The 13,856-nt window shown below is 67.1% G+C and carries 12 protein-coding genes; 7 read left to right on the top strand and 5 right to left on the bottom strand.

Annotated features, from left to right (window positions below; all coding sequences use genetic code 11):
• Nucleotides 1-225: 225 nt before the first annotated feature.
• Nucleotides 226-1,911, bottom strand: coding sequence for a ricin-type beta-trefoil lectin domain protein (locus ACFXGX_RS24845; RefSeq protein WP_384795026.1), 1,686 nt, complete (start codon nucleotides 1,909-1,911; stop codon nucleotides 226-228).
• 836 nt (nucleotides 1,912-2,747) lie between these two features.
• On the opposite strand from ACFXGX_RS24845, the gene ACFXGX_RS24840 reads away from it, so the two are divergent.
• The 7 genes from ACFXGX_RS24840 to ACFXGX_RS24810 all read left to right on the top strand — a co-directional run bounded on the left by ACFXGX_RS24840 (nucleotide 2,748) and on the right by ACFXGX_RS24810 (nucleotide 10,337).
• Nucleotides 2,748-3,083: a hypothetical protein gene (locus tag ACFXGX_RS24840; protein ID WP_384795024.1), complete on the top strand. Its 336-nt coding sequence runs from the start codon at nucleotides 2,748-2,750 to the stop codon at nucleotides 3,081-3,083.
• A gap of 151 nt (nucleotides 3,084-3,234) precedes the next feature.
• Entirely contained in the window at nucleotides 3,235-3,822 is a 588-nt protein-coding gene (locus ACFXGX_RS24835) for a LamG-like jellyroll fold domain-containing protein (RefSeq protein WP_384795022.1), read from the top strand.
• 968 nt (nucleotides 3,823-4,790) lie between these two features.
• Entirely contained in the window at nucleotides 4,791-7,028 is a 2,238-nt protein-coding gene (locus tag ACFXGX_RS24830) for a hypothetical protein (RefSeq protein WP_384795020.1), read from the top strand.
• Nucleotides 7,029-7,171: 143 nt separating this feature from the next.
• Nucleotides 7,172-7,597, top strand: a complete 426-nt coding sequence (locus tag ACFXGX_RS24825; protein ID WP_384795040.1) for an RHS repeat-associated core domain-containing protein — start codon at nucleotides 7,172-7,174, stop codon at nucleotides 7,595-7,597.
• A 55-nt stretch (nucleotides 7,598-7,652) separates the two neighbouring features.
• Nucleotides 7,653-8,924, top strand: coding sequence for an IS256 family transposase (locus ACFXGX_RS24820; RefSeq protein WP_384795018.1), 1,272 nt, complete (start codon nucleotides 7,653-7,655; stop codon nucleotides 8,922-8,924).
• The gene (locus tag ACFXGX_RS24815; RefSeq protein WP_384795016.1) at nucleotides 8,921-9,820 is read left to right on the top strand and encodes a hypothetical protein; all 900 of its coding nucleotides are present in this window, start codon (nucleotides 8,921-8,923) and stop codon (nucleotides 9,818-9,820) included. The genes ACFXGX_RS24820 and ACFXGX_RS24815 overlap by 4 nt, the downstream gene beginning before the upstream one ends.
• Nucleotides 9,821-9,848: 28 nt before the next feature.
• On the top strand, nucleotides 9,849-10,337 hold the full coding sequence (locus ACFXGX_RS24810) for a hypothetical protein (RefSeq protein WP_384795014.1): 489 nt from the start codon (nucleotides 9,849-9,851) through the stop codon (nucleotides 10,335-10,337).
• Nucleotides 10,338-10,990: 653 nt separating this feature from the next.
• Here ACFXGX_RS24810 and ACFXGX_RS24805 read toward each other — a convergent pair.
• Genes ACFXGX_RS24805 through ACFXGX_RS24790 form a run of 4 tightly spaced genes read right to left on the bottom strand, consistent with a single transcriptional unit; the run spans nucleotide 10,991 to nucleotide 13,553 of the window.
• On the bottom strand, nucleotides 10,991-12,253 hold the full coding sequence (locus ACFXGX_RS24805; RefSeq protein WP_384795012.1) for a protein-L-isoaspartate O-methyltransferase: 1,263 nt from the start codon (nucleotides 12,251-12,253) through the stop codon (nucleotides 10,991-10,993).
• Complete coding sequence (locus tag ACFXGX_RS24800; protein ID WP_384795010.1) at nucleotides 12,253-12,957, bottom strand: NUDIX domain-containing protein; 705 nt, start codon at nucleotides 12,955-12,957, stop codon at nucleotides 12,253-12,255. The genes ACFXGX_RS24805 and ACFXGX_RS24800 overlap by 1 nt, the downstream gene beginning before the upstream one ends.
• Entirely contained in the window at nucleotides 12,875-13,135 is a 261-nt protein-coding gene (locus ACFXGX_RS24795) for an NUDIX domain-containing protein (RefSeq protein WP_384795038.1), read from the bottom strand. Before ACFXGX_RS24795 ends, ACFXGX_RS24800 begins: the two co-directional genes overlap by 83 nt.
• Nucleotides 13,092-13,553: an NUDIX domain-containing protein gene (locus ACFXGX_RS24790; protein ID WP_384795036.1), complete on the bottom strand. Its 462-nt coding sequence runs from the start codon at nucleotides 13,551-13,553 to the stop codon at nucleotides 13,092-13,094. Before ACFXGX_RS24790 ends, ACFXGX_RS24795 begins: the two co-directional genes overlap by 44 nt.
• Nucleotides 13,554-13,856: the final 303 nt, after the last annotated feature.

The raw sequence follows: 13,856 nt of genomic DNA, 5'->3' as shown, positions 1-13,856 counted from the left end.
GGGGGGGTGGTCGTGGCGAGCGTCTGGGGGGGGGGGTGGTGGTGGGGCAGCGCGGGGGCCAGTTTGGGGGGGGTGCCGCGGGCACCCCGGGCCGCCCCGCCCCCCCCGCGCGCGCGGCGGGCCGCGCCCCCCCCCCATTCGACGTACCCAGCCCCGGTTCAAGGGGAATGACGACCCGTCAGAGTCTGACCGCAGCCGGCTTCCGCCGGTGGCCGCGGTCCCCTCTCACGCCAGAGCGAACTTCTGGGCGCCGGAACTGTTGCAGTCCCAGATCTGCAAGCGTGTGCCGTTCGCGGTGGCACCCGACGGCGAGTCGACGCACCGGCCGCTGGTCGGGTTGGACATCGAGCCATCGGCGTTGGCGACCCAGTTCTGATAGGCACCCCCGTTGCAGGTGGCCAACTGGAGCTTCGTACCGTTCGCGTTGACGCCGCCCGCGATGTCCAGGCACTTGCCGAGAGTCCGCAGAGTCTGGCCGCTCCACGTCCACTTCTGGTCGAGGGAGGTCGCCTGCTGGCAGTCCCAGAGCTGGACGGCGGTGCCGTCGCCGCCGGTGTCGTCACCCGCCACGTCCACGCACTTGCCGCCCGGTCCGTAGACCGGGGCACCGATGGCGAACTGCTGGGCACCGGAACCGTTGCAGTCCCAGATCTGGAGCCGTGTGCCGTTCGCGGTGGCACCCGATGGAGAGTCGACGCATCGGCCGCTGGCCGGGTTCCGTAGCGTGCCGTCGGTCTGTCGCACCCAGTTCTGGTAGCCGCCGTTGTTGCACGTGGCGAGCTGCAGCTTCGTACCCCCGGCGCTGTTGCCTCCGGCGATGTCCAGGCACTTGCCGAGGGTCTGCAGGGTCTGGCCGCTCCAGGTCCAGTGCTGGTCCTTGGCCGCCGACTGGCAGTCCCAGAGCTGGACGGCGGTGCCGTCGCCGCCGGTGTCGTCACCCGCCACGTCCACACACTTGCCGCCCGGGCCGGTGATCGTCTGGCCGGTCACCGAACCGCCGCCGCCACCCCCGGAGCCAGGCCCCTTGTTGTAGACGGCCACCGAGTCGATGACCAGCTTGCCGCCGGAGACCGTGGCCGCGTTCGGGCCTCCGCCGAAGGCGTCCGGGAAGCCGCCGCCGATCGCCAGGTCATAGATGATGAAGAACGGGTGGTCGATCGCGTCGGACCAGGTCGTCGCGTCCACCTGGTTGGCATTGACGGCGAAGTAGTTGTTCCCGTCGAGGTAGAACCGGATCTGCTCCGGCGACACGGAGCGGTCGATCTCCGCCGCGTAGTCGTGGAAGCCGGTCTGGCAGCCCGAACAGGCACGCTCACCCGAACCGAGGCCGGTCGACTCGTTGCACGGCCCGCCCGGATTCACGCCGCAGTGGACCGTGCTGAAGACGGAGCCACGGCCGTTGATGTCCTCCATGATGTCGACCTCGCCGGACTTCGGCCACGTCACACCGTCACGCAGCGGCGCGCCGAGCATCCAGAACGCCGGCCAGTAGCCCGCACCGTTGGCGGTGGTGACGTTCGGCTGCTGGAGGACGGACTCGATGCGTACGACTCCGCCGGCCGGGGCGCCGAAGCCCGCCGACTGGGTCTCCACACGCCCCGAGGTCCATCCGCCCCGCGGGTCGGAACCGGAGTGCAGTGCCTGGAGCACCAGGTGACCCTGGCCGTCGTAGTAGACGTTCGACGTGCTGCTGGTCATGGTCTCGATCTCACCGGTGCCAAAATTGCTGCCCGGCCCGGTGTCGTACTTCCACAGGCTCTGGTCGATGCCGGTGCCGGACGCACCGTTGAAGTCGTCGCTCCAGGTGAGGCTGAAGCCCGACGGCGTCGTGGGCACTGCCGCCTCGGCGTTCAGCGTCCCGACGACGGTGGTCGCCACCGTGACCGCGACGACGGGAACCAGCCTGAGCACGCTCTTCCACCCACTGCGCCGCGGTCTCGCAAGGGATAACTGCATGTGTCTTGACCTCCGAAGAAAAGGCATGACCGTGTTTGTCCGCTACGCCGTCTCCGGTGATCTCCACCAACGGTGAGCAGTGCACGCGCTCTTGCGGATCTGGACGACGACGAACAGGGCGAAGCCCGCTACCAGGGTTGCCGTGGACAGGCAGCCCACGGCGGGCGCCCGGACTTGCGCTCCCTGACCAGCGGATCGTCATCAGAGTGCGGGGGACGGCTGGTGGGTGTTGAACTGGGTGTTGAACCATGTGGAGTTCTGTGCGGGGGACGCTATTGGACCGGACCAATGCAGTCAAGGCTCCGGAACGAGCACGGTTTGGAGAGGTCGATGTGCGTGGCTCTGTCCTTACGGCAGGACCGACCGGGGCGTGTCTGTGCAGCGCACAAAGGCCGCACGACATCCAGACATCAATGGCGGAACCGCACTGGGGCGCAACAGCGAAGACCGGCGCATCGCACGCATAGGCAGGGCTCAACTGAAAGATGAGGGAGGCGACCCTCCGGCTTCAGGTGGGCGGTGTCGCCGGGCGCGCTAGAACGCGGGCCTACTCGGAGACCTTCAAGGGATCATTCGGGAAGGTACGCCCTCCGCGTTCCTCCCGGCACCGATCCACAGGTTCCGAGCATTGCTCCAACTCTCCCCCTGCCGCCCCGCCTGCAGACAGCACCTGAACAGCAAGTATGCGATTGCATGGACGACTCTCGACGGTGAGAATCGGCGGTGGTCCAGGTCCCGGGCACCAGGCCGTCGACCACGCCCAGCGTGGTGTGTCATTCAAGGAGATCACCATGGCAGACGAGGAGGGCTGGTACGCGGTTCGCTGTGTGTTCCAGTGGGACGCCTGGGAGGGCACGCCCTATGAGGAGCGCCTGACGCTGTGGCAGGCCGTCTCGATGGACCAGGCCATCGCCAGGGCAGAAGGCGAGGCACGGACCTATGCTAGGGAAAACGGCCATCGCTACCTGGAACTGGCCCAGTGCTACCGCTTGGCCACCGAAGGACGGCCGGACGACGGAGATGAGGTCTTCTCTCTCCTGCGCGACAGTTCCCTCGACGAGGAAGCGTATCTGGACCACTATTTCGACACCGGCCACGAACACCAGGGCACCACGACCGAGGGATGACGGCTGCACCGGGCGTTCGGGCCGTGCAGCGTCATGAGGTCAGCCTCTAAGCGGATGTCCCCGCGGAGTCGCTGTGCGGCCTCCACTCCATCTTGAGTCGACCCTTCACCCAGGCTCGATCTCCTGGACGCCCTCTGGCCAGCCAACGAGTTTGAACGGCACCAGCGCCTATGCCACAGCCACCGGTCCGGTCGTTGACGACTCCGGTTCGTTCACCGCGACCGCCTGGGTGACGCTGGACCCTGCCAAGCTCGCCGACACCAGCAAGTCGTACGCGGTGCAGGTCTTCGGCCAGTCGGGCACGAGCCAGTCCTCCTGGGGTGTCTGGTACGAGCAGCCGGCCGGCAGCACCCAGGGACGGTGGATATTCGGCCGCCCCGACAAGGACGGCACCGGAGCGGTCTGGACCGAGAGCGAGTCCACCGCGCTCACCACGGCCAAACTGGGCGTCCCCGTCATGCTGACGGTCGTCCATGACGCCCAGGCAGCAGCTGACCCGGAAGACACTTCCAGGCTTGGCGCGCTCAGGCTCTACGTCGACAGCGCCCTGATGGGTGACGAGGACGGCGTGCCGTACTCAGCCCCCTGGCAGGGCGGCGGAGCGTTCGAGATCGGCCGGGCAAAGATCAACGGCGCGGCCGCGCGCTACTTCCCCGGAACGATCGACAGCGTTCGCGTCTGGGCCGGAGCCACCTCCACCGACACGATCGCCAACCGGCGCAACGCCGAACAGCGGTAAGAGCAGGGCGGGACAGGGCGGGCCTCCTTGCCTGCCCTGTCCCGCCCCCTTCTGCTCGGTTTCGTTTCTGCTCGCATCGCCCGCGTACCTGCGCGGATGTGCTGTCGAGCTCCGGCGTTCTCGGGCGCGGACACCGACGCCCGGGCGCTTCCTGTCCCTTTCCATTTCTGAAAACGGGAAAGAACCGTGTCTCCAACACCCTTCCGCACACGTTTGCCAGGGGCAGTCATACGTCGCTGGCTCGGCCGTGGCGCACTCGTCGCCTCCCTCTCCCTTCTGCCGCAAGTCGTAGTTCCTGCGGGCTATGACTTCGCTGCGCAGGCTCAGTCCCAGGCCGCCCGCAAGCCGCTTGAGCATCGGTCCAAGGCGAAGACCGACAAGGTGGGCGTGCTTAAGCCCGGCGTGTCCAAGGCCCCGAAGGATAAAGCCGCACCGGCAACCCGCCAGACCCGTGAGCGGCTGAAGAGAGCCGCCTGGCCGAAGGCTGGGAAGGCCACCACCGAGGTTGCAGCGACTGGCAAGGCCGCTATCACCATCGGCGGACTCGGCATGACGCTGGCCCAGGAACCCGCCTCAGCAGCAGTGAAATCGGCGAAGACCAAGAAGAGGGCGAAGGCCACCGGCCCGGCCGAGAAGGTGGCGCTCAGCATTCACTCTCAGTCGGCCGCGAAGAAGGCGGGTGTCAACGGCATCCTGCTCACCGTCGACCCGGCGGGAGCAGCATCCGCAAACTCCGCCGGTGACACCGACAAACTCCGCCTCTCCCTGGACTACTCCTCCTTCAACGATGTCTACGGCGGCAACTTCGGACCCCGTCTGCGCTTGGTGAGCCTTCCGGCGTGTGCGCTGACCACTCCAGAGAAGAAGTCCTGCCGCACCCAGAGCCCAGTGGCGGGCGCGGACAATAACGCGGAGTCCCAAGCCCTGACAGGCACCGTCTCCGCCCGCGCATTCGCGGCCGGCACCCGATGCTGTTGGCGGCGGCGGCCGACAGTTCCGGCGGTGGAAGCGATTACAGCGCCACCTCGCTGTCCCCGACCGCAACCTGGGAGGCGGGCGGCAGCACCGGGGACTTCACGTGGAACTACCCGCTGCGGGTTCCCCCCGCGACGGCGGGTCCGTCCCCGAACCTGTCGATCTCTTACAACTCTGCCTCGGTGGACGGCCGTACAGCAGGCGAGAACAACCAGACCTCGGTGATCGGCGAAGGCTTCTCCACCACCGAGTCCTACGTCGAGCGCAAGTACGGCTCCTGCAAGGACGACGGCCAGTCCGGCAAGGGCGACCTGTGCTGGAAGTACGGCAATGCCACCCTGGTCCTCAACGGCAAGGCCGTAGAACTGGTCAACACGTGCGCTGACAAGGCGGCCTGTGACACCGCAGCGCTCTCGGAGGCGGCTGGCGGCTCGTGGAAGCTGAAGAACGAGGACGGCACCCGCGTCGAACATGAGACCGGCGCCACCGGCAACGGCGACAACAACACCGAGTACTGGAAGGTCACGGACGCATCCGGGATCCAGTACTTCTTCGGCAAGCACCGGCTGCCAGGCTGGAGCGACAAGGGCACCACCGACACCGCCGACGACGACCCGGTCACCAACTCCGTCTGGACCGTCCCGGTGTTCGGTGACGACGCCAGCGAACCCTGCTACAAATCCAGCGGCTTCGCCGATTCCTCCTGCAACCAGGCTTGGCGCTGGCACCTGGACTACGTCGTAGACGCCCACGGCAACGCTTCCACGTACTGGTACAGCAAAGAGACGAACTACTACTCCAAGAACGCCGACACCACGGTGAACGGCACCGGTTACACCCGTGGCGGCTACCTCAACCGCATCGACTACGGCCTGCGCAGCGACCTGATCTACGCGAAACCAGCCGCCCAGCAGGTTCGCTACACCTACGCCGAGCGCTGCGTAACCTCGGGCGGCTGCTCCAGCCTGACGTCGGCCACCAAGGCGAACTGGCCAGACGTTCCCTTCGACATGATCTGTGCGGCCAGCACCAAGTGCACCACCCAGATCGGTCCGTCCTTCTTCACCCGCAAGCGCCTCACCGACATCACCACCTCGGTGTGGAGCGGCACCGGCACCACCCAGCGTGACGTGGACACCTGGCATCTGGACCAGAGCTTCCCCGACACCGGTGACGCCTCCTCGGCAAGCCTTTGGCTGAACTCCATTCAGAACACGGGCAAGGCCAACGGCACCACCGCAGTCATGCCCCCCGTGGTCTTCGGCGGATTCCAGCTGTCCAACCACGTCGAAGGCAGCGGAACGGACACCCTGCGCTACATCAAGTGGCGTGTGCGCACGATCAAGTCCGAGACCGGCTCAACCCTCACCGTCAACTACTCCGACCCCGACTGTGTGTGGGGCAGCAGCATGCCCTCAGACGTCGACAAGAACACCCGCCGCTGCTTCCCAGTCAAGTGGTCCCAGTCCGGCGCGACTCCAACCACAGACTGGTCCCACAAGTACGTAGTCACCTCCGTCCTCCGGGACGACCCGTACGGACACGCCGACACCGGAGAGACGTACTACGACTACCAGGGCGGCGCCGGCTGGGCGTACTCCGACGACGAGGGCCTGACCAAGGCGTCCAACCGCACCTGGTCGCAGTGGCGCGGCTACGGCAAGGTCGTTCAGACCTCAGGCAACTCCGAGGGACCACGCTCGAAAAAGCTCACCCTCTACATGCGTAGCCTGAACGGCGAGAAGGAACTCGACGGCACCGCCCGCGTGGCTAAGGTCACTGACTCCACCGGAGCTGCGATCGACGACTCTCGTCAGTACGCCGGCTTCGTCCGCGAGACCATCGTCTACGACGACACCGAAGAACTCAGCGGCACCATCAACACTCCCTGGTCCCACAAGACCGGCAGCCACGCCTACACCTGGGGCACCACCGACGCCTGGATCGTCCAGGCCGGTGAGACCGTCACCCGTACCAAGACTTCCAGCGGCACCCGTACTGTGACCCAGAAGACCACGTACGACACTACGTACGGCATGCCGATCACGGTGGAAGACAGCGGCGACGCCGCCAAATCCGGTGACGAGTCGTGCGTACGGACCAGCTACGCCCGCAACACCACGGCCTGGATTGTGAACGCGGTCTCGCGCACATTGAAGGAGAGCTCAGCCGTCTCACTGAAGGCACCAAGACCACCGACTACCTGTACGACGCCAATGGCGAACTCCTGATCCGCCGCAGCCCCGCCAAGACTGTCCTCTACCTGGCCGGTCAGGAACTCCACTACGACACGGCCGCCAAGAAGTTCACCGCCCAGCGCTACTACCCAGCTGGCGACGCCACCGCCGTCCGCACTGAGACCGGCCTGTCCTGGATGGTCGACGACCACCACGGCACCGCCTCCATGACCGTGGACGCCACCACCCAGGCCGTTACCCGCCGCTACACCAAGCCCTTCGGCGAGACACGCGGCACGACACCGTCGACGTGGCCCGACGACAAGGGCTTCCTCGGCAAACCCGCCGACGCAGACACCGGACTCACCCACATTGGCGCCCGCGAGTACGACCCAGCCAGTGGACGCTTCCTCTCCGCCGACCCCATTCTCGCCCCCAGCGACCACGAGTCCCTCAACGGTTACTCCTACGCCAACAACACTCCCGTCACCCTGTCCGACCCCACCGGCCTGCGGCCTGTCACGCCCTGCGAGCACGGGTGCAGTGACGGCCACGGCGGAAGCACTGTCGACCGCCTGGAGCGGGAGAGCGTGTCTGAAAGATCGTGTAAGTCCGTGATGTGACAGCCTGGCCCGGGGCTCGGCCTCGGGCCCTTGGGCCGGGCGGATCGGACGAGTCATGGCAGACAAAGACGAAGCGGCCGGATCCGTGGCCGACGACGAGATGGTTGACGAGGTCGTCGAGCGACTGCTCGACAAGGCTGACGCCTCCGGGGCGGCCCTGCTCGGTGAGGGCGGGCTGCTGACGGAGATCACCCGGGCCGTGCTGGAGCGGGCCCTGGAAGCCGAGATGAGCGAACACCTCGGCTACGAACGCGGAGATCGGGCAGGTCGCGGCTCAGGGAACTCCCGCAACGGGACTTCGCCCAAGACCGTCCTCACCGACGCAGGGGCGGTCACGCTGGCGGTTCCACGGGACCGCAACGGCGATTTCGAACCGCGCATGGTCCCCAAGAATGCCCGTCGGCTCGCCGGGTTCAACGACCGTATCCTCCCCCTCTATGCACGCGGCATGAGCGTGCGCGACATCCGCTGCCACCTGGCCCAGATCTACGACGTCGAGGTCAGCCCCGACCTGATCAGCAAGGTCACCGACGCCGTGATCGACGAGCTCGTGACCTGGCAGAACAAACCCCTCGATGCTGTCTGGCCGATCATCTACATCGACGCATTGTGGGTGAAAATCCGCTCGGGGTCGGTGACTTCGAAACCGGTCTACCTGGCCGTCGGAGTCGACATGGACGGCCGCAAAGACGTCCTGGGCCTATGGGTCGGCTCCGAGGGCGAGGGCGCCACCACGTGGATGGCAGTGCTGTCCGAGCTGCGGAACCGCGGCATCGAGGACGTCTGCATCGTCGTCTGCGACGGCCTGAAAGGCCTGCCCGACGCGATCACCGCGACCTGGCCCAAGGCCACCGTCCAGACCTGCGTGATCCACCTGACCAGAGCCTCGCTGCGACTGTCATCGGCGCGGGACCACCCCAAACTGATGCCGGCCCTCAAAGCGATCTATGCAGCTCCGACCCAACAGGCCGCCGAACAGGCTCTCGACAACCTCGAGGCCTCTGACCTGGGCCAACGCTACCCGGCGATGGTCCGGACCTGGCGGTCTGCCTGGCCGGAGTTCACGCCCTACCTGGCGTTCCCACCAGCCATAAGGACGGTGGTCTACTCCACGAACATGGTCGAGTCGATCAACTCGCGACTCCGCAAGGCCACCCGCAACCGCGGCCATTTCCCCTCGGAACAGGCCGCGTTGAAGGTTCTCTACCTCGCAGTCCGCGAGCAGATCAACCCCAAAGCGCGCGACGCGAACCACGTCGCCGCACACTGGAAAGAGGCACTGAACCAGTTCTCACTGTTCTTCGAGGACCGGCTCAGCATCCAATGAAACCAGGTGACTTACACAAGATCACTGACACGCCCGAGCGGGACGGAAACGGATGGACATACGTCTCCACCGACACCTACAGCCAGACATTCCAGTACCAGAAGGCGGGTGGCGGCACCGGCAGTGGCACCATGACCGTCACAGTCCACACGGAGGGCGGCCACAAATCGGCGCAGGTCCTGTTCAAGAAGGGACCAGATCCGAAGCCCGAGCGAAGAGACGGATCGCAGTGCAGATCCTGCTGGGCGATGGGAACGAACCCCTACTACGACGCGAAGGCTAACGACCTTCCCGATACGCCGAAGCTCGCAACCTGGCAGAAGATCGTTCTGGGTGTTGTCGCAGGTGTGGCCGCGGTAGTGGCCACCGCTCCGGTGGCTATCGTCGTGGGCGAGGGATGCCTGGCCACGGCGCCGGCCTGTGCCGCGGAAATCGCTGAGATGGCGACCGGCGGCGCGTCCGGCGGAAGCCTGACAGCGGGGGCTGCTGGCGCCTCTTTCACTTGGGCTGGCAGTAAAGTCCGATACAGCGAGACCGCCACAGCCATCGGCGACGACGCCAACACGATCCAGAATTTTATGCGATCGACCGGCGCCAAGGGGCACGACGTGATTGTCCACGGGGACGAGGCTGGCAATTTCCGAGTGGACGGCTTTATCACCCATCCCGAGCAAATCGCCCAGCTCGTCCGAGAGAATCCGAGTTACAAGGGAGGCCCCATTCAGATCGTCTCCTGCCATGCCGCATGCGGTTCCGCTGAAGAGCTCGCGGAAGCTATGGGAGTAAAGATCACTGGCGCCAGTAAGCATCAGGTGGACCTCGATCCCGTCGCGGGTACCGTGCGCGAGTGGCCGAACGGTTCCCAAGGTGATCCCGTGCCCTGGGGAATGCGGTAGCCAGTAGGATGCGGCTAGAAATATTGTGATGGCGCCACTCTTCGGCGGGCAGGCGGACCTTCTTCTCTCCGCCGAAGAGGTCGCACCTACGGTCTGGAAGATTTGCATGACAAATATCGCCCCCTTGGGGGTATTCGGCACGATCGCGAGCCAGTCCGCCTTTTCGGAAAATGCCAACGAGCTCCGACAGCGGGTGGGCGCCATCCCTAAAGAGGAACGGGCAAGGATCGTCGAGTATCTTCGCTCCGGCACCCCCATCATCGCCCTGATGGGATTCTCGGAGGACGTCTTGGGTAACAAGTTCTCCCGGCCCGGCGGCACCGCAATCATGAGCGACGGGCGATTCTTCTGGCGACTCGACGCGGCTGACTACGTGCAGCACTACGGGATCGAGCTGCCCGAAGAGTTCATCGCCCACGGCGATGCCCGACAGTGGGCCCCTACAGCCCTTTCCCGAGAGGAGGTTGCACAGGTTGACCGCCACCTCGGCCACCTGCGGAAAACAGGGGCTCTTTGAGTTCCTACCCGAGATCCCGGCCGGGCTGAAGAGAGCCCCTCTTCGTGGCCTCCACGTCTGTACCACTCACCCTGGATGCTGACCCGTGGGAAAGGCGCGCAATCGCCGCAAGCAGTGAGTCAGCGGTCCGGGGTGAGAGCCCATCTACGTGACAACAGCGGACGAGCGCGGACGGCTGCGGACCATCAGCCCAGGTGATAACCCCACCAGTTTCAAGGTCAGGCGCCACTTAAGTTGCTTCGGGACGATGAGGTCGTGGTTCCATCTCCCGCCACCCGACAACTAAACACTAGGCCAGGGGCCTGATCCGCATCGTGGATCAGGCCCCTGACTGGTTTCTGGGGTCTCCAGGCGGGGGCCGACAGGACAGGGTGGATCAGGCCCAGGGCGCCGGCGGCCATCGTGCCGTCCGGGGCGTCGACGACAAACGCCCGCGCGTCGGCCGCCGGAGCCAGCCGGGGCGCCAGCTCGCCTGCGGACCGCCCGATCTACGCCTCGTCCCAGGGTGAGGACCGGACATTGCGGAGCGCATCCGGATGATGCCCACTGCATCAGCAGTCGTCGCCGCGCGCACCGGTACTCGCCCAGCAGCAGAGGACGGATTGGCCGTGGTGGCGGGTGCGGCGTTTACCAGGGTTCTCCTGTCGGTGAGGTCACGAGGTGGCTCGTCCATCGAGCGGGTGGGGGGCGGGTAGTTGCCAGGACAAGCGTCCACACCGGGACGAGGCGCGCTGCCCGCCGTCCGCGTCGAAGGAGAGGCGGTAGCGGTCGGGGGAGCGTGCAGCCCGCCACCGGTCGGCGAGGTCGTGGATCTCTTTCCAGATGTCCCGCGGCCCTTGGACGGTGACGCTCCAGCGCTGGCGGCCCACCGGCTCCGCGCGCATCCAGGATCCGCAGCCGGGTGCGGCGATCGCGAGATGCTCAGAGCCGAAGTCCCGCACCAGACCTCCGAGGAGATGGTCGGCCGCCAGCCAGAAACCGCGGTCGCTGTCCGCGGGCGGCGTCAGCCTGCTCCGCTGGGTCCACGTGCCGGGCTCGGTGGCCATGCGCTGCCGGAGTTCCTCGCTGAGCCAGATCCGCGCCATGCCGTGCCCGGCACGGTGGGCGAACCCCACGGCCCGCAGCTCCGCCGTAACATGCCCGCCGGTAGTGCGCCGGACGACGGCGAGGCCGGGCCACGACGGGGACGCGCTGGTCACATGCGTCAGCAGTGTGCCGCCGGGAGCGAGTTGCTCGACCAAGGCCGTTGGCACGCACTCCACCGTGTACGACACGAAGATCCGGTCGAACTCCCGTCCCGGCACGCCCTGTGCGCCTGGCCCGCACACCACCTGCGGCCGGAAGCCGAGATCAGCCAGGCGGGCGGCGGCCGCGTCGGTGAGGTGCCGGTCCCGGTCGAGGGTGACCACCCCTTGGTCGCCGCAGACCTGGCAGGCCACCGCGGCGGTCACCCCCGCGCCCGTCCCGACGTCCAGTACCCGCAGGCCCGGGCGCAGATCCAGCTCCTCCAGCAGCTCGACGGTCAGGCCCATCACTGTCGACATCGATGTGATCGACGCCCCCGACCGCGTCCCGCGCGCCCGGCCCAGCAGCTGCTCCCCGTCGTGCTGGATGAGCACACTGGCCCCGTCGTACAGCAGTCCGAGCAGCTCTGGGCGGTCCTGCGGCACCGACCAGTCCAGCAGATTCCACCGTGGCGGCTCCTCGCCCGGGCCGCTGCGCCGTACGTACGCCTGCGGCATCAGCACCTCGCGGGGCAGCGTGAGGAGGGCGTCGCGGACCGCGCCCAGCCGTAGAGACCCTTCCTTCTCAAGCCGCGCGACCATCGCTGCCCGCGCGGCGGCTGGGTCCGCTTCCGCATCCGTCGGCGTGGCCTCGTCGGCCGGGCCGGCGGCGGGACTGTCCACAGTGCTCATCACTCGCCCCAGCCCTGCTCGGAGTACGGACGCCCATGAAGGATTCCGTCGATCGCCCGGCGGGTGTACGGCACGACTGCGGCTGGAAGGTCCTGCGGCTTCCACCATCGCCACTCCACGCACCGGTCGGGTTCCAAGACTTCCGGGTCGCCGGTCCAGGAGCGGGCCTGGAAGACGAGCGCGATCCTCGGCCGGGCGTCGGGGGAATCGACGTGGTGCACCGTGTGGACGAGCTCGACGTCCTCGGGCTCGATGGTGAGGCCCGCTTCCTCTTTCGCTTCCCTTACGAGGCAGTCGATCGCCGTTTCCCGCTCGCAGTGGCCGGCCAGGAAGTGCCAGGTGTCCGGCGCATACGCGGAGTCCGGGTGGCGCAGGCCGAGGAGGATCCGGCCCTGGTCGTCCTGGAGATGGAGGTGCACGCCGACGATGTGCAGCTCGGTCCCTGGCGGAGCCTCGTCGGCAAGCGGGCCGGTGCCGTCCGGCGGTCCCTCGGCCGCGGGGAGCTCGGCCGCGTGGCGCAGGATCAGGTCCCCGAGCCCGGGGCTCAGGCGCAGCCGGTCGAGCATGTCCACGGTGCACCACGTCAGCAGGACACCTTCGCGGAGATCCACTGCCTCGGCATCACCGCTCCAGTGCCCGGCGTAGACGCAGATGGGTACCGCCAGGCCGTCGACGATCGTCGCCTCCTGGACGGCGAAAGGCATCAGGCCCGCCGGGTACGAGGCCCGGCGTCTCCTCTGCCAGCTCGCGCCGCAGTGTCGCCTCGAGGCTGGCATCGTCCCGCGACCGTTTGCCTCCCACGAGGGCCAGGACCCACGGCTCCCACATGCCCGCACGGTCATCTCGTAGGTGAAGGAGGTAACGGCCAGCTCCGTCGTGGATCAGGGCGGTGGCGCTGACGGGCTCCGGGCGCCGTCCAGGCCGTGCGGCTCGGCACCGAGGAGCTTGGCCCGCAGTGTGGGGGAGCGCACGTCGGCGTACGGGAGCCACTGGGCCTCGGAGACCTCTCGTCCTGCAGGGCGAGTGCGGGCGGCTGCTCGGCGGTGAGATAGAACGCGAAGCGGATGTCGAAGTGCTGGTGAGCGGCCTCGCCTGTATCCGGGTTGGCGTCGATGTCATGCACATCCACGTCGATCGGCTCGTCGAGGAACTGCGGTGTCAGACAGAGGTCGCCGGGGCGGAGCCCGGCCTCTTCGCACACCTCCCGTACAGCCGCGGCCATGAAGGTATGGTCACCTGCCTCAACGTGGCCGCCTGGGGGCAGAAGCTGTCCCGTGGCCCGGTGGCCGATGTGGAGCACCCGCCGGTCGCGGTCGATGACGACGGCACTGCAGGTGACGTGCCCGGGCAGCGTCGTACGGGCGGTCACGTCGACAGGCCGGTCTAGGGCGGCGAGCAGCACGGTCAGGGCGTCACGCTCGCCGGGATGGCGACTGAGGTACGCCTCGACGGTCCTTGCAAATCGCGGAAGAGTCGGCCACGGCTTTTGGCAGGTTCCCGGCTGCACCGTTGCCTCGTTCGATGGACGTCAATGAGTTCCCCCTCGTGGACGTGATGGTGGCGTTGCCGTACTCAACGACGCCGCATCGATTTCGGACACCTG

Origin of the sequence: Streptomyces sp. NPDC059371, from assembly GCF_042751995.1 — a bacterium.
Classification (GTDB): domain Bacteria; phylum Actinomycetota; class Actinomycetes; order Streptomycetales; family Streptomycetaceae; genus Streptomyces.
The sequence above is the reverse complement of the archived record's forward strand: the minus strand, read 5'-3'. Positions and strand labels throughout refer to the sequence as shown.

What these genes read in the sequence shown, in the direction of transcription:
- ACFXGX_RS24825 (WP_384795040.1), top strand. Translation starts at nt 7,172, where the DNA reads ATGGTCGACGACCACCACGGCACCGCCTCCATGACCGTGGACGCCACC.
- ACFXGX_RS24805 (WP_384795012.1), bottom strand. Translation starts at nt 12,253, where the DNA reads ATGAGCACTGTGGACAGTCCCGCCGCCGGCCCGGCCGACGAGGCCACG.
- ACFXGX_RS24815 (WP_384795016.1), top strand. Translation starts at nt 8,921, where the DNA reads ATGAAACCAGGTGACTTACACAAGATCACTGACACGCCCGAGCGGGAC.
- ACFXGX_RS24800 (WP_384795010.1), bottom strand. Translation starts at nt 12,957, where the DNA reads ATGCCTTTCGCCGTCCAGGAGGCGACGATCGTCGACGGCCTGGCGGTA.
- ACFXGX_RS24810 (WP_384795014.1), top strand. Translation starts at nt 9,849, where the DNA reads ATGGCGCCACTCTTCGGCGGGCAGGCGGACCTTCTTCTCTCCGCCGAA.
- ACFXGX_RS24820 (WP_384795018.1), top strand. Translation starts at nt 7,653, where the DNA reads ATGGCAGACAAAGACGAAGCGGCCGGATCCGTGGCCGACGACGAGATG.
- ACFXGX_RS24840 (WP_384795024.1), top strand. Translation starts at nt 2,748, where the DNA reads ATGGCAGACGAGGAGGGCTGGTACGCGGTTCGCTGTGTGTTCCAGTGG.
- ACFXGX_RS24830 (WP_384795020.1), top strand. Translation starts at nt 4,791, where the DNA reads ATGCTGTTGGCGGCGGCGGCCGACAGTTCCGGCGGTGGAAGCGATTAC.